The organism is Plantactinospora sp. CA-294935 (assembly GCF_050936445.1).
Lineage (GTDB): Bacteria > Actinomycetota > Actinomycetes > Mycobacteriales > Micromonosporaceae > Plantactinospora.
In genome coordinates this window covers 1,392,411-1,415,563 of record NZ_JBNJMU010000001.1, presented here as the reverse complement: position 1 = coordinate 1,415,563, position 23,153 = coordinate 1,392,411, and the positions used below count along the sequence as shown (strand labels likewise).

Annotated in this window: 23 protein-coding genes; 12 read left to right on the top strand and 11 right to left on the bottom strand. The window is 72.6% G+C overall.

Going from position 1 to position 23,153, the window contains the following annotated elements:
- Positions 1-94 precede the first annotated feature (94 nt).
- Positions 95-331 carry a hypothetical protein gene (locus ACQEVC_RS06415; protein WP_432874159.1) on the top strand — a complete coding sequence of 79 codons (237 nt, stop codon included), beginning with the start codon at positions 95-97 and terminating at the stop codon, positions 329-331.
- Between the two features lie 237 nt (positions 332-568).
- Here the strand turns inward: ACQEVC_RS06415 and ACQEVC_RS06410 are convergent, their stop codons facing one another.
- Both ACQEVC_RS06410 and ACQEVC_RS06405 read right to left on the bottom strand, forming a co-directional pair.
- Positions 569-2,047 (bottom strand): FAD-dependent oxidoreductase, encoded by a 1,479-nt coding sequence (locus tag ACQEVC_RS06410; RefSeq protein WP_432874157.1) that lies wholly within the window; start codon positions 2,045-2,047, stop codon positions 569-571.
- The gene (locus ACQEVC_RS06405; RefSeq protein WP_432874156.1) at positions 2,047-2,547 is read right to left on the bottom strand and encodes an MSMEG_6728 family protein; all 501 of its coding nucleotides are present in this window, start codon (positions 2,545-2,547) and stop codon (positions 2,047-2,049) included. The genes ACQEVC_RS06410 and ACQEVC_RS06405 overlap by 1 nt, the downstream gene beginning before the upstream one ends.
- A gap of 115 nt (positions 2,548-2,662) precedes the next feature.
- Between ACQEVC_RS06405 and ACQEVC_RS06400 the strand changes: the two genes are divergently transcribed.
- Complete coding sequence (locus tag ACQEVC_RS06400; protein ID WP_432874154.1) at positions 2,663-4,627, top strand: NAD-binding protein; 1,965 nt, start codon at positions 2,663-2,665, stop codon at positions 4,625-4,627.
- A gap of 19 nt (positions 4,628-4,646) precedes the next feature.
- On the opposite strand, the gene ACQEVC_RS06395 is transcribed toward ACQEVC_RS06400, so the two are convergent.
- Positions 4,647-5,903: a DUF4032 domain-containing protein gene (locus tag ACQEVC_RS06395; RefSeq protein ID WP_432891073.1), complete on the bottom strand. Its 1,257-nt coding sequence runs from the start codon at positions 5,901-5,903 to the stop codon at positions 4,647-4,649.
- Positions 5,904-6,000: 97 nt separating this feature from the next.
- Between ACQEVC_RS06395 and ACQEVC_RS06390 the strand changes: the two genes are divergently transcribed.
- The 3 genes from ACQEVC_RS06390 to ACQEVC_RS06380 all read left to right on the top strand — a co-directional run bounded on the left by ACQEVC_RS06390 (position 6,001) and on the right by ACQEVC_RS06380 (position 7,328).
- Positions 6,001-6,753, top strand: coding sequence for a phosphatase PAP2 family protein (locus ACQEVC_RS06390; protein ID WP_432874152.1), 753 nt, complete (start codon positions 6,001-6,003; stop codon positions 6,751-6,753).
- 10 nt (positions 6,754-6,763) lie between these two features.
- Positions 6,764-6,907 (top strand): hypothetical protein, encoded by a 144-nt coding sequence (locus tag ACQEVC_RS06385; protein WP_432874150.1) that lies wholly within the window; start codon positions 6,764-6,766, stop codon positions 6,905-6,907.
- Between the two features lie 169 nt (positions 6,908-7,076).
- On the top strand, positions 7,077-7,328 hold the full coding sequence (locus tag ACQEVC_RS06380; protein ID WP_432874148.1) for a hypothetical protein: 252 nt from the start codon (positions 7,077-7,079) through the stop codon (positions 7,326-7,328).
- A gap of 139 nt (positions 7,329-7,467) precedes the next feature.
- Here ACQEVC_RS06380 and ACQEVC_RS06375 read toward each other — a convergent pair whose 3' ends face one another.
- Positions 7,468-7,944, bottom strand: coding sequence for an SRPBCC domain-containing protein (locus ACQEVC_RS06375; RefSeq protein WP_432874147.1), 477 nt, complete (start codon positions 7,942-7,944; stop codon positions 7,468-7,470).
- Positions 7,928-8,278 carry an ArsR/SmtB family transcription factor gene (locus ACQEVC_RS06370; RefSeq protein ID WP_346261587.1) on the bottom strand — a complete coding sequence of 117 codons (351 nt, stop codon included), beginning with the start codon at positions 8,276-8,278 and terminating at the stop codon, positions 7,928-7,930. Before ACQEVC_RS06370 ends, ACQEVC_RS06375 begins: the two co-directional genes overlap by 17 nt.
- A 97-nt stretch (positions 8,279-8,375) precedes the next feature.
- Between ACQEVC_RS06370 and ACQEVC_RS06365 the strand changes: the two genes are divergently transcribed.
- Positions 8,376-9,593, top strand: coding sequence for a hypothetical protein (locus tag ACQEVC_RS06365; protein ID WP_432874145.1), 1,218 nt, complete (start codon positions 8,376-8,378; stop codon positions 9,591-9,593).
- Between the two features lie 54 nt (positions 9,594-9,647).
- On the opposite strand, the gene ACQEVC_RS06360 is transcribed toward ACQEVC_RS06365, so the two are convergent.
- A complete protein-coding gene (locus ACQEVC_RS06360) occupies positions 9,648-10,559 on the bottom strand; it encodes a DUF3105 domain-containing protein (protein WP_432874144.1) in 912 nt (303 codons plus the stop codon).
- Positions 10,560-10,881: 322 nt separating this feature from the next.
- On the opposite strand from ACQEVC_RS06360, the gene ACQEVC_RS06355 reads away from it, so the two are divergent.
- Positions 10,882-12,864, top strand: coding sequence for a LamG-like jellyroll fold domain-containing protein (locus tag ACQEVC_RS06355; protein WP_432874142.1), 1,983 nt, complete (start codon positions 10,882-10,884; stop codon positions 12,862-12,864).
- Between the two features lie 384 nt (positions 12,865-13,248).
- Entirely contained in the window at positions 13,249-14,328 is a 1,080-nt protein-coding gene (locus ACQEVC_RS06350) for an EI24 domain-containing protein (protein WP_432874140.1), read from the top strand.
- A 105-nt stretch (positions 14,329-14,433) separates the two neighbouring features.
- Here the strand turns inward: ACQEVC_RS06350 and nagA are convergent, their stop codons facing one another.
- The 3 genes from nagA to ACQEVC_RS06335 form a co-directional block, all read right to left on the bottom strand.
- Positions 14,434-15,558 carry an N-acetylglucosamine-6-phosphate deacetylase gene (gene nagA, locus ACQEVC_RS06345; protein ID WP_432874138.1) on the bottom strand — a complete coding sequence of 375 codons (1,125 nt, stop codon included), beginning with the start codon at positions 15,556-15,558 and terminating at the stop codon, positions 14,434-14,436.
- Positions 15,559-15,709: 151 nt separating this feature from the next.
- On the bottom strand, positions 15,710-16,654 hold the full coding sequence (locus ACQEVC_RS06340; protein ID WP_432874136.1) for an ROK family protein: 945 nt from the start codon (positions 16,652-16,654) through the stop codon (positions 15,710-15,712).
- On the bottom strand, positions 16,651-17,580 hold the full coding sequence (locus tag ACQEVC_RS06335; protein ID WP_432874134.1) for an SIS domain-containing protein: 930 nt from the start codon (positions 17,578-17,580) through the stop codon (positions 16,651-16,653). Before ACQEVC_RS06335 ends, ACQEVC_RS06340 begins: the two co-directional genes overlap by 4 nt.
- Positions 17,581-17,808: 228 nt before the next feature.
- Here ACQEVC_RS06335 and ACQEVC_RS06330 point away from each other — a divergent pair, with 228 nt between their 5' ends.
- From ACQEVC_RS06330 to ACQEVC_RS06320, 3 genes are all read left to right on the top strand, one after another.
- Complete coding sequence (locus ACQEVC_RS06330; protein WP_318396735.1) at positions 17,809-18,594, top strand: DeoR/GlpR family DNA-binding transcription regulator; 786 nt, start codon at positions 17,809-17,811, stop codon at positions 18,592-18,594.
- A 120-nt stretch (positions 18,595-18,714) separates the two neighbouring features.
- Positions 18,715-19,386: a hypothetical protein gene (locus ACQEVC_RS06325; RefSeq protein WP_432874133.1), complete on the top strand. Its 672-nt coding sequence runs from the start codon at positions 18,715-18,717 to the stop codon at positions 19,384-19,386.
- Between the two features lie 142 nt (positions 19,387-19,528).
- Positions 19,529-20,044: a hypothetical protein gene (locus tag ACQEVC_RS06320; protein ID WP_432874131.1), complete on the top strand. Its 516-nt coding sequence runs from the start codon at positions 19,529-19,531 to the stop codon at positions 20,042-20,044.
- A gap of 31 nt (positions 20,045-20,075) precedes the next feature.
- Here ACQEVC_RS06320 and ACQEVC_RS06315 read toward each other — a convergent pair whose 3' ends face one another.
- Positions 20,076-20,726, bottom strand: a complete 651-nt coding sequence (locus ACQEVC_RS06315; RefSeq protein ID WP_432874129.1) for a response regulator — start codon at positions 20,724-20,726, stop codon at positions 20,076-20,078.
- Entirely contained in the window at positions 20,723-21,859 is a 1,137-nt protein-coding gene (locus ACQEVC_RS06310; protein WP_432874127.1) for a sensor histidine kinase, read from the bottom strand. Before ACQEVC_RS06310 ends, ACQEVC_RS06315 begins: the two co-directional genes overlap by 4 nt.
- Positions 21,860-22,013: 154 nt before the next feature.
- Between ACQEVC_RS06310 and ACQEVC_RS06305 the strand changes: the two genes are divergently transcribed.
- Positions 22,014-22,913, top strand: a complete 900-nt coding sequence (locus tag ACQEVC_RS06305) for a hypothetical protein (protein WP_432874126.1) — start codon at positions 22,014-22,016, stop codon at positions 22,911-22,913.
- Positions 22,914-23,153: the final 240 nt, after the last annotated feature.

Genomic DNA, 23,153 nt, shown 5'->3' with positions numbered 1-23,153 from the left:
CGGCCCGCCGGTCGCCTAGTGCCCACTGGTCATCACCGTCCGTCACCGGATCGGGCGATGGCGATCGTCGACCCGTGCCGGTGACACTGGCTTGGTGGACCGCCCCGGTGTCGCCTTCCTGCTGGTCGGAGTGGCGTTCGGCCTCTTCGTGGGCACCGCGTACGCGGTGGCCCGGCGGGCCTGGGTGGACTACCGCAAGACCAGGGCCAGCCTGTCCGGGCTCCGGAAGACCGCGTGGACGGTGACCCGGATCGCCACCAGCCGTGCTGGCATCGTGCTGCTGATCTGCCTGGCCGCCGTCGGCTGGGCCGCCGTCGGCGGCGAACACTGACCGAAGTAGCCGGCGCACAGGCCGACGGCGGGTGCCGGCCGGGCGGGCTGCCGCTGCTCGCCGGTCCCGGTCTCGCCGAACTTCCCTCCGCCGTGCTGCCCCCGCAGGCCGGCCGTCGGGCCGGCTCGGCCGGGTCGACCGCCGGGGCTGCGTGATCTGGTCTCCATATCCTCGACCCGGCGGCCGACGCGGCACCGAACCTCCCGCTGCGGCGGGCGACGGCGGGACGGTGCCGGGTCAGGGCCGGCGTGGGCGGCGGGCCAGCAGGCCGTGCCGGGGGATGGTCCGGACGGGTTCGGTGGCCGCACCGGCACGCCGGAGGATGTGGTTGGCGGCGAGCATCCCGGTCAGGGCGGCCCGCTCCAGCAGCGCGCTGGGCAACTCGGTGCGGATGCCGTCGCCGGCCAGATAGAGCCGGTCCGCGTCGGTGAGCACGCCGGGCCGGTCGGCCGAGCAGCCCGGAGGGAACGCCGGGGCCCGCCGCTCGACCCGGCAGCGCAGGTCGCGTACCGGCAGGCCGGCGACCTCCGGCCAGAGCCCGGCCAGTTCGGCGTGCATCCGCCGGGCCAGCTCCGGCGCGGGTACCCCGTCCGGGCAGGCGTACGCGTGCAGTTCCAGCACCGCACCACCGGTCCGGGTGGCCCAGTCGCGTGCCTGCGCCTCCAGCCGGTGATAGAGGGTCACCGAGTCCAGGGTGGGTCGCCGGGACACCCCGCTGAAGACCGCCCGGTCCGGGGCCACGTCGCCGGCCAGCCAGTACCGGGCGACCGCGTACGGCGGGCCGGTGCCGAGTCGGGCCACCTGTCCGGCGAGTACCGGTGCCCGGACGGCCAGCTCCGGCGAACCGGCCAGCAGCGCGGTCAGGGCCGGCGGGTCCACGGCCAGTACGAGGTCGCGGGCCCGGTGCTGAACCCCGGCGCCGGTCTCCAGCCGCCAGCCGTCGCCGTCGGGCAGTACCGCCGTCACCGGCTGCCCGAGGAGGATCCGGGCACCGTACCGGCGCAGGTGGCCGGCGAGCGGTCGCCAGATCGCCGACTCGTAGTCCCGGTCCGGGGCGTCGAAGCCGAGCCCTTCCGGGTTGCCAAGGAAATAGAAGTGGAAGTTGGCGATCAGTTCGGCGGCGGAGAGGTCCGCCTCGTGGTTGAAGAACGAGTGCGAGAAGACCTCGAAGAGCATCGCCCGGGCCCGGTCCGGCAACCGCAGCGCGTCGAGCAACTCCTCGGCGGTGCTGCCGTCGAATTCGGCGTACGTGCGTCGGGGGTGGTAGGCCAGCAGCGGAAGGGCCGACCGGCCGTCCATCCCGGGCAGGTCACGCAGCCGCAGGCTGGGACTGCGGGCCAGCAGCGCGAACAGGCTCCACGGCGGCCTCGCCGGCAGCCGGGCGAAGTCCTCGGCCGGCCAGTCGGCGTGCAGCACCGGATAACCGGGTACCGGCCGGAGTAAGGTGAGCGCCGGATCGATCCGGCGCAGGATCGCCCGCAGGTTGTGGTACTGCCGGAAGAAGGCGTGGAAACCGTGGTCGACCGGTGCGACCGTGCCGTCGGTCAGCGTCTCCGGCCGGGTGTCCAGCCGGCCGCCGAGCCGCGACCGGGCCTCCAGCACGGTGACCCGGACACCGCGCTCGGCGAGCACGACCGCCGCCGAGATCCCGGCGACGCCGCCACCCACCACCAGCGCGTCGGTGGCGCGCCGCACCCGCTCCGGCGGCGGTCGCATCAGGACTCTCCAGGAGGCGGAGCCGACGGCCGACAGGTTGGTGGGCGGTCGGAGGAGGGCCAGACGTACGGCACCTCCGGCACCTCGCCGAAGATCGGTCCATAGTGCACCGGATCCTTGCGCAGCAGTGCCGAGCGGTGGCTCAGGTGCAGGTCCTCCCGGCCGACCCAGGGCGGCAGCTCACCCGCGGCGGCCAACTCGTCCTGCCGGCGTACCCGGGTCAGGCCGCAGCCGGCGGCGAGATCGGCGACGAGCGTGCCGGCGCAGGTGTCGGCCCGGCCGGTCGAGACCCACTCGGCGCAGACGTCCAGGCCGTACCGGACCAGCGCCTCCTCGTAGCCGGCCCACATCTTCACCGCGGGGTGGTGCCGCCAGCCGTAGCCGGGGCGGACCAGGCCGCGCAGCACCTGGATCGCCTCGACCCGCTGCTTGCCCAGCCGCAGCCGGTCCAGGCTCCGGGCGGTCTGCCCGAAGTCCGGATACGGCAGGAAGGTCTGCACCGGAGTGCACTACCCGTGACCGGGCCTTCCATTCTTCGACACGCTGGGTGATCGTGTTGCCCCGTCCGGCTTCCGGCGGCTCCCGCGTACTGATCACAGTGACTACCATCCGGGCATGGCGGATCTCTGGCGGACCCGGGCCCGGCGCGCTTTCGAGACGCGGTTGCGGGACGGCCTGCGGACCAACGGGGACCACCGCCCGCACTACGTGGTGTGCGGCCAGGACGCCCTCGCGGTCCACCTCGTCAGCGAGCTGCTGGGCAACGATCCGCAGAGCAGCGGCGTACGGGTGACCGTGATCGTGCCGTACCGCCGCCGGTCGGACGGGTCGGACATCCGGTCGGTCCGGGGCGTCCGGGTGATCCAGTCGGACCGGCTCGACGAGGAGACGTTCAGGACGGCCGGGCTGGTCGGGGCGACCGGTCTGGCGCTGCTGCACCAGGACGACGTGGGCAACATCCACGCGGCCCTCTGCGCCCAGGAGGTCGAACCTGACCTCCGGGTGGTGCTGCGGATGTTCAACATGAGCCTCGGCAACGGCATCCGCCAGCTCTTCCCGAACAGCGCCGTACTCTCCGACGCCTCGATGGCCGCGCCCGCGTTCGTCGCGGCGGCGCTCGGCGAGGTCGCACCGTCGTACTTCCGGCACGGCGGTCGTACCCTCTTCGTCGCGCCCCGCGCCGAGGTCCGGCCGGAGCAGGTGGTCTGCGGCCTGGCCGACACCCGGGACCCGCACCACCCGGTGGTGCTGCCCGCCGATCCGGCGGACGCCGACCTGGTACTCGCCGAGGCGGTCGGCCAGGTCGGCACCGAGCAGGCCACCCGGCGGCGGCTGCTGCGCACCCAGCGGCCGGGGCGGCGCCGCACCTCGGTACTGCTCCGGGCGGTGCGCTCGTTCGCCACCCGGAAGATCGGGATGGCCACCATCGCGGTGCTGATCGTGGTGGTGGTGCTCGGCTTCCTGCTCTCCTTCGCCGAGGAGACCAGCATCGGAAACGCGATCTACCTGACGATGGTGACCACGATCGTCGGCGCCGATCCGGACACCGAGAAGGGCGCGGCGGCCCAGATCCTCCAGGTGGTGCTGAACCTGGCCGGACTGGCGTTGATTCCGCTGATCACCGCCGCGGTGGTGGACGGGATCGTCAAGGCCCGGCTGGCGCTGGATGCCGGACTGCTGCCGAGCGAGCGCAACGGGCACGTCGTGGTGGTCGGGCTGGGCAACGTCGGTACCCGGGTGATGTGGCAGCTCAACGACCTCGGCGTCGAGGTGGTCGCCATCGACAAGGATCCGGAGGCCCGGGGGGCGGCGGTCGCCCGGCGGCTGAACATCCCGCTGATCGTCGGGGACGCCGCTCGGGAGGAGACCCTGGACACCGCCTCGGTGGGTACCGCCCAGGCTCTGGTGGTGGTCTCCACCGACGACGTGACCAACCTCCAGGCGGCGCTGAACGCCCGGGCGCTCCGCGCCGACCTGCGGGTGGTGCTGCGGCTCTTCGACGGCGACTTCGCGCAGCGGATCCAGAGGACCTTCCGGATCGGGGTCTCCCGCAGCGTCTCCTACCTGGCCGCGCCGTCGTTCTCGGCGGCCCTGCTCAACCGGGCGGTGATCGCGACGATCCCGGTGGCCCGGCACGCGTTGCTGGTCGCGGAGGTGCCGATCGCGCCCGGCGCGGCACTGGCCGGGCAGGAACTCCGGGTGGTCAGCCAGGCGGAGTGGGTCCGGGTGATCGCGCTGACCGGTGCCGGCCAGCGGCGTTCCGAGTGGTCCCCGCCGCCGGGGCACCACCTCCGGCCCGGGGACGTGTTGACCGTGGTGGTCCGGCGGGCCGGACTGAACCGCCTGCTCAGAGAGGCGAGTACCCCGCTGCCACCGCCGCCCGAGCCGAGCGGGGGATCGGCGGGCCGGTCGGGTGAACCGGCGGGCCGGTCGTCGGATCCGAGCCGGCCCAGCCGGCGGACCGTACCCCGGCAGTCCGGCCAGCCGGGGCGGGCGGGCACCCGGGGTCAGCCCGGTCGTCCGGCTCGGCGGAGCCAGCCGAGTCCGCCACCAGCCGGCCGGCCCGATCCCCCGCACTAGACCGCGGTGATGCTGAGGATCAGCGCACCTCGACGCCGAGTACGGCCTGCTCGTCGGGGCGGTGCACCAGCTCGTCGGCGAGGAACGACTGCACGGCCGGGGCCAGCCCGACGTCCCGGCCGGCCCGTTCGGAGAGCCGCCAGCGGTGCTCGATGACCTGCACGAAGAGTTCGGCCGGTTCGAGTTTTCCGCGCAGGTGTGCCGGCACCGCCCGGACCACCGGCTCGAAGACCTCGGTCAGCCAGCGGTGCGCCGCCTGCTGTTCGTCGGTGAGGTCGCTCTCCGCCCGGTAGGTGTCCAGGTCGTTGAGGAGCCGCCGGGCCTGGTTCTCCTCGGCGTCCAGCCCGGTCAGCCGGAGCAGCCGGCGGCTGTGGTAGCCGGCGTCGACCACCTTGGGCCGGACCAGGTATCGGCCGTTGTCCACCACCGACATCGCCACCTCGGCGACGTCGAAGCCGAGTTCGTTGAGCCGGCGGATCCGGCCCTCGATGTCGTGCCGGGCCTCCCGCTCGATCTGCTGCTCGTAGGTGATCTCGTGCCACAGCCGCTGGTAGCGCTGGACCACCTCCTCGCAGACGACCTCCGGGTCGATCGAGGGGTGCAGCAGCCCGGCGGCCTCCAGGTCCAGCGCCTCGCCGAAGATGTTGACCCGGGCGATCTCCAGGTCCTCGTCCCGTTGCCCGTTGGAGAGCCGGGGGTGCAGCGCGCCGGTCTCGGCGTCGACCAGATAGGCGGCGAACGCACCGGCGTCCCGCCGGAACAGGGTGTTGGACAGCGAGCAGTCGCCCCAGAAGAAACCGGTCAGGTGCATCCGGACGATCAGCGCCGCCAGCGCGTCGAGCAGCCGGTTCAGCGTCTCCGGACGCAGCGTGTGCGAGAAGAGCGCCCGGTAGGGAAGCGAGAACTGGAGGTGCCGGGTGATCAGCACCGGGTCGAGCGGCTCGCCCCGCTCGTCCTGCCGGTCGGCGACGATCGCGACCGCCTGCACGGACGGGAAGTCGATCCGTTCCAGCGAGCGGAGCAGGTCGTACTCCCGCTCGGCCACCCGTTCGCCGGTCTCCTTGACCGCGTACACGGTGCCGGCGAGGCGGACGAATCGCACGATGTGCCGGGAGATTCCCTGGGGTAGCGCCACCAACTGGTCGGCGGGCCACTCCTCCAGCGGGGTCGACCAGGGAAGGTCGAGCAGCGCCGGGTCGACGAGGGCCGAGGTGATCCGCACGGCAACAAGCATGCCGGTCCGGGCCGCCGGGCGCCGCCTCACGTGTGCGGGCACACATCGCCGGCGGTCACCCGGGGGCAGCGGGACGGAAACCGGCCGGCCGCCGTCCTGCGCCGACTCCGGGGCGGCCGGCCCGGTAGCGTGGTCGGCTATGCGGGAGACCACGACGGTACGCCGGCCGCTGCGGCTGCGCCCCGTCCGTCCGGCCGGCTGGTGGCTGGACGGCGTACTGGTCGCGGCGGTGGTCGCGCTGACCGCCGCGCTCGCCGCCGGCCAGTTGCTCGGGCTCGATCTGGCGGTACGGGACTGGGTCGACGCGCACCGGCCGGGGCCGGCGTACTGGGTGGCCCGGGTCTTCAACTCGCTGGGCCAGGGCGGCTGGTTCCTGATGCCGATCGCGTTCGGGCTGGCGGTGCTGGTCGGCTGGCGTACCCGGTCCGTCCGGCCGCTGCTGGTGCCGATCGGCGCGTTCGTGCTGACCTCGTTCACCATCGGCCCGCTGAAGCTGTGGCTGGACCGGGGTTATCCGCACAACTTCGCGCTGGCGCACCCGGAGGAGCTGTTCAGCGACCCGGCGGACGGCACCGCGTACCCGTCGGGGCATGTGGCGAACGCCATCGTCTGGTACGCGGCGATCGCGCTGCTGCTCGGCGCGCTGCTGCGTACGCTCGGCCGGCCCGACGCCCCGACCGGGCTGTACGCCGTGATCCGGCTGGCGCCCCCGGTCATCGTCTTCGGCACCACCACCTACCTGGGCTGGCACTGGATCACCGACTCGGTCGCCGGGCTGCTGCTCGGGCTCTTCCTCGGCCGGCTGCTCGGCCGGGTGCCGTGGGACGACGTACCGCTGCCGGCCCTGCCCGGTGGGGTGCACCGACGCGGAGTGTTCACCGACGATCTTTAGATTCCACGCCGTGGAGGAGCCCGCGGAGCGGCTGGAGCGCCGGCTGGGCGGACCCGATGCGGTGGTCATCGGCCTGGGGCCGATTCTCGGGGCCCGGGTGTTCGTGGTCTTCGGTCGGCGACTGCGGTCGCCGGCAGCGGGTTCGGCCTACTGAGCGTGCTGGCCGTCGGCGCGCTCGGTTACGCCGCCCGCCGGCTCGGCGGGCAGTCCGGCGACGCCGACGGGTCGCGGTGACCGGCCGGCAGGTCATACCCAGGTACGAGCGCGGCGATGCTACCGGAGGGCGACGCGGATTCCAGTGATCTCTTCCTATGGTCGAGCGCATGAAGAAGGCTCTCGCCGTTGTCGGAATCCTGTTCGGGCTCTATCTGATCGTTCGTGCGATCGCCGAGCCGTTCGTGATTGACATGACCGATCCCGCCACCTACCGGCGGGACTGGGGCGGCCCGAGCCTGGCCGGGGTTCTGCTGGTCCATTGTGGTCCGGGCGTCGTCTCGGCGATGTTGATCGGGCTGGCCGCGCGTTCGTGGTGGCGACGCCGGGCGGCGGCTGGGAGCAGCCGGGACGCCGAGTGAGTAGGGCCGGCGAGTGAGTAGGGCCAGCGCCGGACCGGGCACCGGTGGATGACGGATCGGCCGCACCGGTACCCGGTCGCCCGGTCGATGCCCGCAATCGCGGCGGACGGTCCGGGTGACGAGATCGGTGCGGCGATCCTCATCGTGCCGCCTCGCCCTCGGCGATTCCGGCGAGTTGCTTGGTGACCGACCCCCAGCCCTCGGCGAAGCCGAGTTCCTCGTGGCGGGCGCGGGCGGCGGGATCGCCGTGCCGGAGCAGGACCCGGTATTCCGTGCCGTCTGGATGATCGGTCAGGGTGATCTCGGCGGTCATCGGGACCGGGGCCGGGTTTCTCGGCCGCCACTCGCTGTCGATCGCGTTCGTGAAGACGATCCGCTCCAGTTCGTCGACGACGAGGAAGCTCGCGTCCAGGTGCGGGACGAACTCCGCCCCGTCGTCGCTCATCCGGGTCACCAGCCCGCCACCGGGCCGGACCTCCAGGCGGTCGACGCGGCACAGGGTCGGAGCGGGCAGCCACCACTTCTCGAAGCGGGACGGATCGGTCCAGGCACGCCACACGAGGGCGCGAGGGGCGCGGATGATCCGCCGCAGGGCGAGGTCAAGGTCGGGGTTCATCGTGGTTCTCCTCCGGGTCGGTGACCAGCCGTTCGAGGCGGTCGGTGCGCTCCTCCCAGATCTGGCGCTGCTCGGCCAGCCAGTCGTCGAGAAGGGCGAGGCGTTCGCGGTTGAGCACGCAGGTGCGTACCCGACCGGACTTGACCGTGCGGATCAGGCCGTTCGTCTCGAGCGTCCGCACATGCTTCATGAACGAGGGAAGGGTCATCGGGAACTCGCGGGCGAGGTCACCGACGCTCGTCGGACCACGGCCGAGGCGTCGGATGACGTCGCGCCGGGTCGGGTCGGCCAGGGCGACGAACACACCGTCGAGCTGGGCCGAATACTGTGCCATGCGGCTAAGTATTGCCTGCCGAAACACTTAGTGCAAGGGCAAAGTATTCGGAGGACCGACTCTTGCGTGCCCGGCCGTCGCGCGCCAGAGTTTAGTCATGCAGACTCAACTAGATCCCGAGACGTGGCTCCAGTCCTACGCCGTCCTGGCATTGCGTGTCAACAAACTGTTGACCAGCCACGCTGGCGGAACGGTGCTCATCTACCGTGGTCCCGCCGAGTGGAGCGCCCAGGTCGAGGCCGAACAATCGAGGCCACCCGCCGAGCTGATCGAGGACTGCGCACACCTGCTGCGCGAGATGCCCTTCGTCGGGACCCGGGCGGCCCACCTGTCCGGTCAGCTCCGCGCGATGCGGGCGATGGTCGGCGGCGCGGACGGCGCGCGTCCGCCGCTGGAGGAGTACGCCAGGCAGTGTCTCGGTGTGGCGGCCACCTGGCAGCCGGAGACGGTTTTCGCGGTGGCGCACGACCAACTCGACGGCGCCCTGCCCACCGGAGGGTCACTGGCGGCCCGCCTGCACCGCTGGCAGCAGACGTACACCCTGTCGCCGGACCGCTCGGACCGGCTGCCGGAGCTGGTGCACCGCGCCATCGCCGAAACCCGTGCCCGCACCGAGGCGATCGTGCCGCTGCCCGCGGAGACCGCTGTCGAGTGCGTCCTGGACCCCGGCCCGCACCGGGGTCACTACCAGGGCGGACGGCGAGCGACGCTCTACATCTGCGACAGCGTCCCGGTCAACCTCGCCGACCTGCTGTACGTCGTCGCGCACGAGGGGTTCCCGGGGCACATCGCCGAGTCCATGCTGAAGGAGATCCACCTGGTCGAGGGAGCGGGCCTCCCGGAGCATCAGGTCCGATTCATGATCTCGCCGTCCTTCGTGCTGAGCGAAGGGCTCGGGCTGCACGCGCAGGAGATCGTCTTTCCCGGTGACGGGGCGCAGCGGTGGCTGACCGACAACGTCCTGAGCCCACTCGGCATCGGCCCGGACGGCAGCGACTTCGCCGCGATCCACGACGCCCGGAACGCGCTCTGGGGCGCCTGGGGCAACGCCGCGTTCCTCGCGGCCGAGGGACGGCCGGACGCGGAGATCGTCGACTACCTGACGCGTTGGGCCCTGGTCACCGCCGCGGAGGCGAGGTGGGCCGTGGACTTCGTCCGCACCCCCGGAATGAACGTCTACGTCCTCGGCTACTACCACGGCTGGCGACTGCTGCGGCCCTGGCTCGACCACCCCGAGCGGGCCGCCCGGGTGCGCCGCCTGCTCACCGAGCCGGTACTCCTGACCGAGCTGGACGACGACCCGGACCGGCAGTGACACGGCCTCGGTGACGCGGCCCGGCTGGTCCGCCCCGGCGCGGGCGGTTCCCCGTTACCGGGTGGTGGTGATCCCGCCGCCGCAGGGCGCCCCGGGCTCGATCGCGGCGGTCTGCCGGTAGGCGGAGATGAACGCGGCGATCGCGTCGTCGTCGGCGTCGTCGACGGTGAGCTGGTAGCCCCAGGCCTGGAGCGAGATCGGTGCCGACTGGCCCGGGTACGGGCTCAGCATCATGTGCGACAGCCCGCGTACCCGGTCGATGAGCTTGCCCACATCGGACGCCGGCAGGCCCGGCCGGTACGTGATCCACACCGCGCCGTGTTCCAGGCTGTGTACGGCGTTGCCGTCCTCGATCGGCGCGGTGTAGACGTCGCCGTTGCAGTTCTGCCACCGCTGGAAGTGCGGTCCGCCGGCCGGCGGGGTCATCGGGTAGCTCACCGGCTCCTGGACGTGGTCCGGTGAGAGCGCCCCGGGGTTCGTCTCCCGATAGTTGATCACCCCGGAGAGGTCCCCGCCGCTGCCGCCGTCCCGCTGCTGGTACCAGAGGAACGCGCCCACCCCGCAGACGAGCAGCAGGAGCAGGGCCACCCCGCCGGCCACGATCCCGATGATCAGCCCGGTACGCGACCCCGACTTCGGGGCCGGCACCGGCTGGCCGTCCTGGTACGGGTGACCCGGCTGGCCGTACCCGGGCGGTGGGGCGGGCGGCTGGCCGTATCCGGGCTGGGGTGCTCCGTAGCCCTGCTGCGGTACCGGCGGCGTGCCGTAACCGGGGGCGGCGGTGGGCGGCAGCCCGTAGCCAGGCGGTGGCTGCTGCGGCGACTCGTAGCCGGGCTGCGCGGGTGCCGGTGGTGGCGGATATCCGGGCTGCGGGGGAACGGGCGGCGGCGCGTACCCGGGCTGCGGGGGCAGCGGTCCCGGTGGCGAACTGGGTTGCTGCGGCTGCGGCGGTTCCGGGTTGCCCATGTCTGTCTACGCCTCCCGGGCAGGGGTGTGGGACCCGATCGTACCGAGGCGGGCTCGGGAGACGATGTCGGCGGTGGAGACGCCGCCTGGACGCAGCCGTTCGCGGTCAGGTCACCGATCGTCAGGTGGACGAAGTCGAGCTGGGCGACGCCTGACGATGTTGTCCAAGATCTATGAGGTTGATACAGTGATCGCCCGGTAGCTGAGCGTTGCCGTGTTGGCGGGGGGTTCCATGCGTTACGTTCGTGCCCGTTCTCTGCCCAGCACCCGCGGTTGGCGGCGGTCGGCGCTGCTGACCACGGCCGGTGTTCTGATCGCTGGCATGGTCGTGGCCCCCGCCGGCCCGGCCGCCGCGTCGCCGACGCAGGATCGGTTCGAGCGGTCGAACCATTCGGTGCCGCGCCTCGCAATCGGCCGTAACGCGGACCCGAACGTGTTGGCGGACCCCAAGTCGGACGGTAAGCCCTGTGCGACCGGAGCCGCGCGGCCGTACGTGCTGACCACGACCCCGGTCCTGGCAGGCCGGCAGTCCGATCCGGACACCGGGCAGCAGTCGTTGACCACCTGGTTCTACTGGTGGCCCCTCGGCGACTCCCGAAACGAGGTCGACAAGGTTTCGCAGGCTTCTGGGAACCCGAGTACGGTGTCGCAGGCGATCCCGTCCGGCAAGCTGGTCGACGGTGGCACGTACGCGTGGCAGGCCCGCACCCACGACGGCTCCCGGTACGGTGCCTGGTCCGGCGTCTGTGAGTTCACCGTCGACGTCACCCCGCCACCGATGCCCGGCAACGTGACGTCGACCGACTACCCGGACGACGGCGCGCACGGCGCGGTCGGCTGGCCGGGGGTGTTCGAGATCGCGCCGCCCGAGGTGGATCCGCACGAGGTCGAGGCGTACGCCTGGACCTTCGACTCGGGGACGCTGCCGACGACCACGATCCCGGCCCGGTCGACCGACCACGGGGCCACGTTGACGGTCGCCCCGCCCCGCGACGGGATCAACATGCTCCGGGTGTGGTCGATGGATCGCGCCGGCCGGTTCTCGACCCAGGCGCGGATCTACACGTTCTCGGTGCGGGCGCCGTGGGGGCCGGCCGGGCACTGGACGTTCGAGGAGACCGGCGGCGACGCCGTCGACGTGAGCGGACACGGCAACACGGCCGCCCTCGACGCCTCCGCTGACCGGGTGCCGGGACGCTCGGGCGTCGGCACGGCATTGGCGCTGGACGGCAGCGCGGCCGGCACGGTGAGCGGGCCGGTGACGCTGACCCGCCCGGGTGAGAGCACGGTGGTGCCGGTCCGGACGGATGCGGACTTCACGGTGGCAGCCTGGGCCAGGATCACCTCGCCGGCCGGCCCCGCCGAGCAGGTCGTACTGGCCGGGAACGGCACGCGCACCTTCGCGTACTCGTTGAGCTACGCGGGCAACGTCGAGCGGTGGCGGTTTTCGATGACCGGCGCCGACACGGACGACCCGGCCGGGTACTCGGTGACCTCCGACGCTGCCGCCGTGCCGGAGAAGTGGACGCATCTGGCCGGGGTCTACGAGGCGGCGACCCGGACGCTGACCCTCTATGTCGACGGGGTCGCGCAGAGCACGACCACCACGTTGGCCGGTGGCTTCGGCGCCACGACCGACACCACGATCGGCAAGCGTCGGTGGAACGGTGGCGACCAGGGGTTCTTCACCGGCGCGGTGGACGACGTACGGCTCTACGACTACCCCGAGACCCCGGCGAAGCTCGCCGGGCTGGCCGTACCGCTGCCACCGGCGATCGCCTTCCCCGGTGGAGCCGTGGCCGATGCCGGCGGCCAGTTGACCGTCGTCTTCGACGCCCGTGGCGACACCAACGTGACGAGGTTCCGTTACAGCGTCGGCGACGCCGGGCTGGGTACCGAGGTGGCGGCGACGGAGCCGGGTGGCACGGCGACGGTGACGTTCGACGTCGGCAGCCTGTACGGTGACCGGTCGGTGTACGCGGTCGCGGTCGATGGCGGCAACCGCGTCAGCGGCCTGGCGCGCGGGGAGTTCACCGTGATCGGGCAGCCGTACCTCACCGGCACCGTGATCGACGTTGAGACGTTCATGCCGGTCCCGGGCGCGACGGTGCGATTGGAACCGGGCGGCGTCGAGTCGACCACCGGTCCCGACGGGGCCTACTCCTTCACCGGCATCCCTGCCGGCACCTACACCGTGTCGACCAGCCACGAGGGGCGCTGCGCCGGCGTAACGATCGATGTCCCCCCGTCAGGGACGTATTTCGACCTCTATCTGTTGCCGTGCCCCGGGGGTGGGAGGGGCTGAATCGGAGCCGTAGCTGAGCGGGTAGCCGGCTCAGGGTCCACGACGCCGGACACTCCGCCGGACCGTCGCGGTGACGACAAGGGAGTAGCACCGTACGGCCCGGCCTGATGCCACGCCGGCCGAAGGGGACTGTCAACCAACGGGATCGGTACTAAACTGCTCGACGATTCGGGGCGAGCGGGTCCTCACACGCCAGGGTGGCCGTTTCGTTCCGACGGTCACGCCTTCCCCGATGCGCGAGAGGTCATCGAGAGGCAGATGCATACGCCCGAGCCGGGATCTCCGCTTCCACCCCGTCCGGCCGAAGCAGACGATCGCGCCGCCCAGTTCCCGGACCTCCTCCACCAGCAGGTCGTCCCGGCCGAGGCGGCGATGCTGGCTCCGGTGGAACAGCCCCCCGTCGCTCCGGAACGGCAGTGGATCCCCCGGCAGATGCCGGTCCCCGACGTCGAGGCGGTACGCCAAACCGGCCGCGCGGTGGCGTCCGGAGCGGCGCAGGCTGCCGCGTCGGTGGCGTCCGGAGCGGCCCGGACGGCGCGTACCGCCGCCTACCGGGGCACCCGGCCGATCGTGAACTTCGCCGCCGGGATCGGTTACTTCTTCCGGGGCTGCGGGCGGTTCCTCGGCAGCCCGGCACTCTGGCCCTACGCCGTGGCCCCGCTCGTGCTGCTGCCGTTGGCCATGTTCGGCATCGCGCACACGGTCGAGTCCGGTGCCGTCGCCGTGATCGATTGGTTCACCGGGAGCTGGCCACAGTGGATCCATGACACCGTCGGTGAGATCCTGCTCTGGGGCGTACGGATCGGCGTACACTTCGCCCTCGGCTATCTCGTACTGCCGCTGAGCATTGTGCTCGGCGCCCCCTGCTACGTACTGCTCGCCCGCCGGCTGGAGCGTCGGCTCGGCCCGGTCGAGCCGACCGCCGCCACCGGTGCTGGTGCTGGTGCTGGTGCTGGTATCACCGGCCGGGCCCCCTCGTTGTGGCGGGCGTCCGGGGTTGCCATCCGGCAGGCCGTCCTGGTCACCATCGTGGTGCAGCTCGGTTGGCTGCTGCTGGTGCCACTGCTGCTCGTGCCGGGGCTGAACGTCTTCGTCGCGGTCGGCGCGGTCGCCGTCTTCAACGGGTTCCTGGTCGGACTGCTGATGCTGGCGATCCCGCTGCACCACCACGGTACGGCGACGTTCCGGGGGCAGCTCCGGGCGGTCTGGCGGCACCGGGCCAGCGCGATCGGGTTCGGTGCCACCAGTGCGCTGCTGCTCGGCGTACCGGTCACGCCGTTACGCGCCCTCATCGCGCCGATGGTCTTCACCGGAGCGGTACTGCTGCACCGGCGGATGCGCCGGGCCGACCTGGCAGCCCTGGGTGCCCCGGTCACCCCGGCCCACGTCGAGCCACCATCCGGTACGACCGACGCGGTGGCCCGACCCGAACTGCCGCCCGGCCCCGCGACCGCCCAGCGATAAGACCGCCGGACCCGATCACGGCCCTTCCGCCGATCGAGCGACGCGGACGGTAGTCGGAGTCGCCGGCAGGTCCGCCCCGGGCGGGCGCGGATCCGGCAGGGGTGGTCAGTCGCCGACCCACTCGCCGGCACGCATCACCTGGACGACGTTCAGGTCGTCGTCCAGCACCACCAGGTCGGCCCGCCAGCCGGGCATCAGCGCGCCGATCCGCTGGCCGAGCCCGATCGCCCGGGCCGGGGTGGTCGCGGCCATCCGGCAGGCGTCCACGATCGGGACACCGGCCGCCACCGCCGCGCGCAGCGCCGCGTCCATGGTCAGCACGCTGCCGGCGATCGCACCGGGCGAGGAGTCCGAGGTGGCCAACCGGACGGTGCCGCCGGCCACCACCACCGGCTGGCCGCCCAGTTCGTACTCACCGTCCGGCATTCCGGCGGCGGCCATCGCGTCGGTGATCAGCGCGGCCCGGTCCGGGCCGGCCATCCCGGCGGCGAACGCCAGGGTGCCGTGGTGCAGGTGTACGCCGTCGGCGACCAGCTCGCAGACCACGTTGGGCGAGCCGAGCAGCGCGAAGACCGGCCCCGGCTCCCGGTGGTGCGCGCTGGGCATGCCGTTGAACAGGTGGGTCGCCACGGTCGCCCCGGCGAGCACCCCGGCACCGGTCTGCTCGTACGTGGCGTCGGTGTGCCCGATCGCCGCGACGACCCGCCGGGAGACGAGCAGTTCGATCGCGGCCAGCGCGCCGGGCAACTCGGGGGCGAGGGTGACCATCCGGACCGTACCGTCGCCGAGGGCGAGCAGCTCGGTCAGCTCGTCCAGGGACGGGTCGCGGAGGAACTTCGGATTCTGCGCACCGCACCGTACCCCGGACAGATAGGGCCCCTCGTAGTGGACGCCGGCGAGTACGCCCTCCTTGACCAGCGGGGCGAACGCCTCGGTGGCGTCCCGCATCAGCTCGTACGGCGAACTGACCAGGCTGGCCAGGATGCTGGTGGTGCCGTGCGAGAGGTGGAACGCGGCGGCGGCCCGGGCCTCGTCGGCGTCCCCGGTGGTGAAGGTGTGCCCGCCGCCACCGTGGCTGTGCATGTCCACGAAGCCGGGCACGACCCAGTGTCCGTCCCGGATGGACGGATATTCGGCGACCGCCGAAATCCGTTCACCGTCCAGCTCCACGCATCCCTGCCGGATCACGCCGGTCGGGGTTACCACCTTGCCACTGACCCGGACGGTCATGTCGTCTCCTCGCTGCGCTCGTCGTCGCCATGACATATCAGACCGGGCCGACCGACGATCTCGTCAGGCTCGGTCATGTCGTCGTGGTTGCGTCGCGCCGATGGCCCGAACGGCTCGTGACGGGCCGGCCGCGCAGGGCGGCGTGCCCCGCTCACGGCCGGTCGAGGGTGTCGAGGGCGAGCAGCGCGGCGCCGAGGGAGCCGGCCTCGTCGCCGAGGGCCGCCCGCAGCAGCCGGGGTTCGGTCTGGAAGGTCAGCCGTTGCCGCAGGGCCACGCCGAGCGGGTCGAGCAGGTCGGCGCCGGCCTCGGCCAGCCCGCCGCCGAGCACCACGACCTCGGTGTCGTAGAGCGCCTGGGCGATGGCCAGCCCGTCGGCCAGGGCGTCGATCGTCTCCCGCCACACCCGGGTCGCAGTCTCCTCACCGCCGGCCGCAAGGGCGACCACCTCGGCGGCGGTCGCCGGAATGCCGGTCAGCGTCGCGTAGCGCCGGCCGACCGCGGCGGCCGAGGCGACCGCCTCCAGGCAGCCGAGCCGGCCGCAGCCGCAGCGCGGCCCCTCGGGGCGTACCACGACGTGGCCCAGCTCGCCGGCGGCGCCGTGTGCGCCGCCGAAGGCCGACCCGTCGACCACGTGTGCGGCGGCGATCCCGGTGCCGATGGCGAGGAAGAGCACGTGCCGGGTGCCCCGCCCGGCGCCGAGCCGGGCCTCGGCGAGCCCGCCGGACCGCACGTCGTGGCCGAGCGCCGCGGGCAGGCCGAGCCGCGCGGTGACCAGCTCCCGCAGGGGTACGTCCCGGAAGCCCAGGTTGGCCGACCAGACCGCCCGGCCGGTGGCCTCGTCGACCACCCCCGGCACGGCGAGCCCGACCGCGACCGGGGTGAGCCCGTCGGCCCGGGCCTTGCCGGCGAGTCCTTCGGCGACGTCGAGGATGCTCTCCACCACGGCCGCCGGGCCGCGCTCGGCCCGGGTGTGGTGCCGTTCGGTGTGCGCGACGCGTCCGTCCGGTCGGACCAGGGCGCACTTCATCCCGGTCCCGCCGACGTCGAGCGCGACGACCACGTCTCCGGCCGGTGGTGGGGGGACGGGTTCGGTCACGCGAGCACCACGGACCGGCTGAGGTGCCGGGGCGCGTCCGGGTCGAGACCGCGCCCCTTGGCCAGGGCGACCGCGAAGCGCTGCGCCAGGATCAGGTCGGCCATCGGGTCCAGCGGCGGCCGGCCCGCGGCCCAGCCGCCGATCACCGCGTGAACGCCGTTGGTCCGGCTGTGCACGAACGCCGCCCCGGTGGCCGCGATGTCCTCGGCCAGCCCGTCGGGGATCTCGCCGAACGCCCAGACCACCCGGCCGGGTCCGGCGATCGAGATCGGGCCGTGCCGGTAGTCCATCGCCGGGTACGCCTCGGCCCAGGCGGTGGCCGTCTCACGGCACTTGAGCGCCGCCTCGTGGGCGATCCCGACCGTCCAGCCCTTGCCGAGGAAGGTGATCTGCTCCACCCGGGCGGGGTCGAACGGCAGCGGGGCGCGTACCGCCACCTCGGCGTCGGCGGCCAGCGCGGTGATCCCGGTGCCGAGGTGGGCCCGGAGCAGGGCCAGGGCGCTGGTGGCGAACCGGGTCTGCACCACCGAGCGCTCGTCGGCGAAGGGCATCGCGACGGCCTGCTCGGCGAGATTTACGGCCGGCGAGCCGGGGTCGCCGACGATTACAGTGTTCGGCCGCCGCCCGCCGAGCGCGGAGAGGACGTCCAGCACCTCGGTGGTGGTGCCGGACCGGGTGATCGCCACGACCCGGTCGTACCGGCGGTCGAGCGGGAATTCGGAGGCCTGGAAGGCGTCGGTCTCGCCGTGCCCGGCGCGCTCGCGCAGCCCGGCGTACGCCATCGCCATGAACCAGGAGGTGCCGCAGCCGACCACGGCGACCCGTTCGCCGCGCCGGGGCAGTGCGCCGGTGGAGTCGGCGGCCAGCGCGGCGGCCTGCCGCCAGCACTCGGGTTGACTGGCGATCTCCGCGTCGACGTGGCCCATCTCAGCTCCTCGCGGGCGGGAGACCGCACCGGCGGGGCGGCGCCATGTGACGGCGGACCGGCCTGCGCAATACGGCTCGGTTTGACGATCTTTCGCGCGTTATTCTGCGCGAAAGATAACGGTCGTGGCAACCGTGCGCAGCTTTGCGCAGAACATCGTTTTGCGGCTGCGCGTTTCGCGCACTATTGTGCACGGAATCTCCGCATCGCACGCAGCTGGAGGCCCGGGGTGGATCGCTACGCCAGATGGAACGCGCTGCTCGAACTGCTGACCGACACCGGTCGGGTCAGTGTGGAGGACGCCGCCGCCCGGCTGGACGTCTCGCAGGCAACCATCCGGCGCGACTTCGACCAGCTCGCCCAACAGCAGATGATCACGCGTACCCGGGGCGGCGCGGTCGCCAACGGCGTCTCGTACGACCTTCCGCTGCGCTACAAGACCGCCAAGCACTCGGCCGAGAAGCAGCGGATCGGCGCCGCCGCCGCGGCCCTGGTCGCCCCGGGCATGGTGGTCGGGCTCAACGGCGGCACCACCACCACCGAGGTGGCCCGGGGGCTGGCCGTCCGGCCCGACCTGAACAGCAGCGCCGACGGCGCCCAGTTGACCGTGGTGACCAACGCGCTGAACATCGCCAACGAGCTGCTGGTCCGGTCCCGGATGAAGATCGTGGTGGCCGGCGGAGTGGTCCGGCCGCAGTCCTTCGAGTTGGTCGGCCCGCTCGGCGGCGCGCTGCTCCGTGAGGTCACCCTGGACGTGGCGCTGCTCGGGGTGGACGCCATCGACGTGCAGCTCGGTGCGGCGGCACACCACGAGGGCGAGGCGTCGATGAACAACCTGATGGTGGCCCGGGCCAAGCGAGTCGTGATCATCGCCGACTCGTCCAAGCTGGGCGGGCACGCCTTCGCCCGGATCTGCCCGATCGAGCGGGTCGAGACCCTGGTCACAGACTCCGGCGCCGACCCGGTGACGGTGCAGGCGTTCCGGGACGCGGGCGTCAACGTCGTCTGCGCCTGACCACCGACGGCAGGACGGGGCGCGGGAGTTTCTTGCCGGTCTGCCTGGCCGGAGTTCGACACATTGCCGATCTCGATGGGCACTTGACACCGTGAAGCTAAGGCCATTAGCTTCACGGCTATGAAGCATCCTCGGTTCACGGTGACCTCGACACCTGCCGCCACCCGTACCCGGCCCGGTGCTTTCCTGTTCGCCGCCGCCGGCGCCCTCTTCGTGCTCTATCCGGCCATCCGGCCCTGGGACGACGAATCCACCCCGGCCGGCGCGATCGCCGCGATGAGTTCCACCGCCTGGGTGGCCTCGCACCTGTTCGCCATGATCGGTTTCATCCTGCTGCCGCTCGGGCTCCTCGCGCTGCGCAGAGCGGTCGACAGCACCCCGGGCGAACGGCCGGCGGTCGCCGCGATGCTGACCGGGTGGATCGGCGCCGGGCTGATCCTGCCGTACTACGGCGCCGAAGACTTCGGCCTGAACGCCCTCGCCCGGGAGGCCGCCGAGGGCCAGCGGTTCGACCTGCTCACCGTGGTCGAGACCGTACGCTTCAGCCCGGTCGCGAGTACCACCTTCGGGATCGGACTGCTCGCGCTGGGCATCGGCGCGGTGCTGGCCGCGGTGGCGGTCTGGCGGTCGGGGACGCTGACCCGCTACAGCGGGATCCCGTTCGCGCTGGGATTCGCCCTGTTCCTGCCGCAGTTCTTCACGCCCGCCGCGGTGCGGATCACGCACGGCGTGCTCGTCGGGATCGGCTCGGCCTGGTTGGCCTGGGAACTGTGGAGAGCGGAAGCCCGGTAAGCCGAACGGCTCAACCGAACGGCTCAACCGAACGACGGGCCGGAAGGGCGGCTCCGGCCACCAACGGGCGATGTGGACGAACCGGGCATCGCCGTACGGTCGTCTCCGTCCAGTCCGAATCAGTGATGGCGAGGTGTTTCCGATGACCGGACACGACGACCGGAGGCGGTTCCTGCGGCGTGCCGCCGGTGCCGGCGCAGTGGCGATCGGTGCGGCGGTGACCGCGAGCGGGGTGGCGGTGGGTGCGGGCGGGGCCGCCGAGGCGTCCCCGCCGAACCGCCGGAGGCCGGAGAGCCCGGTCGTGGGTACCTGGCGTGGTGTCGTCACGCTGCCGCACGAGGAGGAGGTGGCACTCTTCACCTTCCTGCCGGACGGCTTCTTCCTCTCCTTCGCCCAGGGGATCCACATCGCCACCGGGCGCTGGGAGCCCACCGGGCGGCGTACCGTCACGTTCACCCTCTGGCAGGTGCTGCCGGACGACCTGAAGGGGATGCCGCTGCGCTACAACGGCGAGGTCCGGGCCCTGCACCACGCCGAGGTACGCGGCGACACGCTGACCAGCCAGGGCACCTACCGAGGGCTCGACATCGACGGCAACGAGACCGGCCGGGGGCCGGTGAGCGCCCGGGCCACCCGGTTCGACATCAGCACGTTCTGAACGTTCGGCGGAGCGGGCCGGCCGACCCGGCTCAGCGGACCAGGCCGGCGCGGTGCGCCAGGATCGCCGCCTGCACCCGGTTCGTGAGCGCAAGCTTGGCAAGGAGCCGACTGACGTGGCTCTTCACGGTGGCCTCGCTGAGATAGAGCCGCCGACCGATGTCGCTGTTGGTCAGTCCCTCGCCGAGCGCGACCAGTACCTCCCGCTCCTTGTCGGTCAGCACGTCGAGCCGGCGGAGGGCATCGTGGCGGTCCGGGTCGACCGGCTCGGCGAACCGGTGCAGCAGCCTGCGGGTGACCTGCGGCGACAGCATGGCATCACCGGCGGCGGCGCTGCGGACGGCGGCGGCCATCTGGTCGGCCGTGGCGTCCTTGAGCAGGAAGCCGACCGCGCCGTGCCGGAGCGCCGTCGCCACGTACTCGTCGAGGTCGAAGGTGGTCAGCACGACCACCTTCGGCGGCATCGCGGACCGGGCCAGCGCGGCGGTCGCGTCGAGCCCGTCGGCGCGGGGCATCCGGATGTCCATCAGCACCACGTCGGGCCGCAGGTCCCGCGCCTGGCGTACCGCCTCGTCCCCGTCGCCGGCCTCGCCGACCACCTCGATGTCGTCGTACGCGTCCATGATCGTCCGGAGCATGGCCCGGACCATCCACTCGTCGTCCACCACCAGCAGCCGGATCACGGGCCGACCTCCAGGGCCGGGCCGGCCACCGGCAGCCGGGCCGACACCTCGAAGCCGCCGTCGGCCAGTCGGCGGGTCCGAAGTGTGCCACCGACCAGCCGGACGCGTTCGGCGATGCCGAGCACCCCGTGCCCGCCGCCCGGCGCCAGCGCCGGTGCGCTGGTGCCGCCGTCGTCCCGGACCACCAACCAGAGCCCGTCGCCGTCCGAGCCGACCGCCACGGTGGTGCGGGCGTCGTGCGCGTGCTTGTGCACGTTGGTCAGCGCCTCCTGCACCACCCGGTAGACCGCGTGCTGTACCAGGGCCGGGGCGGAGAGCCCGGCCTCGACGGAGAGTTCGACGGTGTGCCCGAGTGCCCGGGACGCGGTCACCAGTTCGGCCAGGTCGTCCAGACCGGGCTGTGGCCGCAGCGGCACGGCGGCGTCGTCCCGCAGCACGCCGACCAGGGTACGCAGTTCGGCCAGCGCCTCACGGCCGATGCCCTGGATCCGGCCGGCGATGGTCACCGCGTCCCGCCCCTGCGCCGACTCCAGCGCGGTGGCGTGCAGCACCATCAGCGCCACCCGATGGGTGACCACGTCGTGCATGTCCCGGGCGATCTGGGCCCGCTCCTCGGCCCGGGCCTGGTCGATCCGGAGCCGCTGCTCGCGCTCGTTGCGCCGGGCGCGCTCCTCCAGGTTCGCCAGCACCTCCCGGCGGGACGACAGGTAGAGGCCGACCAGCACCGGCAGGATGCAGAGCGCGACGCTGAGTGGTACGCCCGCGTCGCCGCCGTTGGCGCGCCAGATCGGCCAGGCCACCGCGGTCACCATGACGGCGGTGAGCACGACCCGTAGCCGGGCCGGGCGCAGATGGGCGCCGACGGAGTACTGCGCCAGGATCGTCGCCGGGTACGCCCCGACGACGGTCCAGCAGAGCAGCGCGGAGCCGTACAGCAGCAGTGGCCGGTCGCGCCGGACCAGTACGGCGAGCCCGGTGAGCACCCCGAGGGCCGCGTTGACGGCCAGCGGGGCGCGCTGGTTGACGATCGGCGAGCCCTCGAACAACCCAGACTGGAGCCCGTCCCAGACGCCGGCCAGCACGCAGACCGCGGCGAACAGCAGGTCCACGGCGCGTTGCTGGCGGGGACCCATGCCGGAGAAGTCTATGCAGGTCGGCCGCGTGCCGCCTCGGCCGTTGGATTCATCCGTTAGTAGTGCCCGGGACTCGGCACCGAGCGACCATCGGGCGGCGATGCGGGGTATCTCGGCCGATGGCGACCGGGTCGGGCGTACCTAGCGTCGAGGCATGTCGCTGGATGTCCGACCGGAGCGGGGCCGCGTGTCCAGGCCCGCTGCCGTCACCGTGCTGCACTGGGTCTTCGTCGGTTTCGCCGTGCTGACCGTCGGGTCGCTGCTGGGCGGCTCCGACGCTGTCGTACTCCGGGTGGCGGCCCTGGTCGGCTATCCGGTGGCGGCGCTGCTGTCGGTGGTCGCCGCGCTGCGCGGGCCGGAGCGCGGTCGCCGGATCACCATCGTCCTGCACCTGGTCCTGGCGCTGGCGCAGTTCGTCTTCAGCATCCCGGCCCCGGTCGCGCTGCTCGGCATCCCGCTGTCGCTGACGATCCTCGGGGTCAGCCGGCCGAGGTTTCCCCGGATGTCGCCCCGAACCAGGAAGGTCTGGCTGATCCTGCACGTCGGGTTCAGCGTCGGCTGGCTCGGCGTGGCGCTCACCATGACGGTACTGGCGATCGTCGGCAGCGCCGCCGAGTCGCACGCGCTCCGGCACGGCGCGTACGAGGTGCTGCACGTGGTCGATCTGGCGGCGGCGATCCCGTCGATGTTCCTCGCCATCATCACCGGCCTGGTGCTCTCGCTCGGCACCAAGTGGGGTCTGGTCCGGCACTGGTGGGTGCTGGTCAAGTTCGCCATCTCGGTGAGCATCCCGCTGGTCGCCGGGACCGTGGAGAGCGCGCTCGCCGACGAGTTGGCGCTGCGTACCGTCGACCCGGACGCCGCACCGGGTGCCACCGGGGTCGCCCTGACGGCCTGTCTGGCCGCGTTCACCGTCGCGCTCTGGGGTGCCACCATCCTGTCGGTGCTGAAGCCGTGGCCGCGTACCCGGTGGGGGCGCTCGGCCGACGCCCGGGAGCGAGCGGCGCGCCGGGACGCGGCCCGGCCCCCGGCGTCGGCCGGGTACCGGTCATGACAGCGATGGACGTACGCCGCACGGACGGGTCATCCGGGCGCCGGTATATATGCCGGTCGAGCGTGATGCCACGGAGTCATCATCATGACTCCGTTGCATCACGTTCCATCGCATAACGCTTCGTGGCATCACGCTCAAACTCCACCCGCCCGGTGACGGACCCCTCGCCGGTAGCCGGACCGCCGGGCCGCACCCGCGCGCGCTGTAGAGCTGCCCGCCCGTGCACCCGGCCCGGCCCGG

Bases quoted from the DNA above. Each gene is read 5' to 3' on its own strand.
- ACQEVC_RS06410 (WP_432874157.1), bottom strand. From the start codon at position 2,047: ATGCGACCGCCGCCGGAGCGGGTGCGGCGCGCCACCGACGCGCTGGTG.
- ACQEVC_RS06400 (WP_432874154.1), top strand. From the start codon at position 2,663: ATGGCGGATCTCTGGCGGACCCGGGCCCGGCGCGCTTTCGAGACGCGG.
- ACQEVC_RS06390 (WP_432874152.1), top strand. From the start codon at position 6,001: ATGCGGGAGACCACGACGGTACGCCGGCCGCTGCGGCTGCGCCCCGTC.
- ACQEVC_RS06380 (WP_432874148.1), top strand. From the start codon at position 7,077: ATGAAGAAGGCTCTCGCCGTTGTCGGAATCCTGTTCGGGCTCTATCTG.
- ACQEVC_RS06375 (WP_432874147.1), bottom strand. From the start codon at position 7,944: ATGAACCCCGACCTTGACCTCGCCCTGCGGCGGATCATCCGCGCCCCT.
- ACQEVC_RS06370 (WP_346261587.1), bottom strand. From the start codon at position 8,278: ATGGCACAGTATTCGGCCCAGCTCGACGGTGTGTTCGTCGCCCTGGCC.
- ACQEVC_RS06365 (WP_432874145.1), top strand. From the start codon at position 8,376: ATGCAGACTCAACTAGATCCCGAGACGTGGCTCCAGTCCTACGCCGTC.
- ACQEVC_RS06360 (WP_432874144.1), bottom strand. From the start codon at position 10,559: ATGGGCAACCCGGAACCGCCGCAGCCGCAGCAACCCAGTTCGCCACCG.
- ACQEVC_RS06355 (WP_432874142.1), top strand. From the start codon at position 10,882: ATGGTCGTGGCCCCCGCCGGCCCGGCCGCCGCGTCGCCGACGCAGGAT.
- nagA (WP_432874138.1), bottom strand. From the start codon at position 15,558: ATGACCGTCCGGGTCAGTGGCAAGGTGGTAACCCCGACCGGCGTGATC.
- ACQEVC_RS06335 (WP_432874134.1), bottom strand. From the start codon at position 17,580: ATGGGCCACGTCGACGCGGAGATCGCCAGTCAACCCGAGTGCTGGCGG.
- ACQEVC_RS06325 (WP_432874133.1), top strand. From the start codon at position 18,715: ATGAAGCATCCTCGGTTCACGGTGACCTCGACACCTGCCGCCACCCGT.
- ACQEVC_RS06320 (WP_432874131.1), top strand. From the start codon at position 19,529: ATGACCGGACACGACGACCGGAGGCGGTTCCTGCGGCGTGCCGCCGGT.
- ACQEVC_RS06310 (WP_432874127.1), bottom strand. From the start codon at position 21,859: ATGGGTCCCCGCCAGCAACGCGCCGTGGACCTGCTGTTCGCCGCGGTC.
- ACQEVC_RS06305 (WP_432874126.1), top strand. From the start codon at position 22,014: ATGTCGCTGGATGTCCGACCGGAGCGGGGCCGCGTGTCCAGGCCCGCT.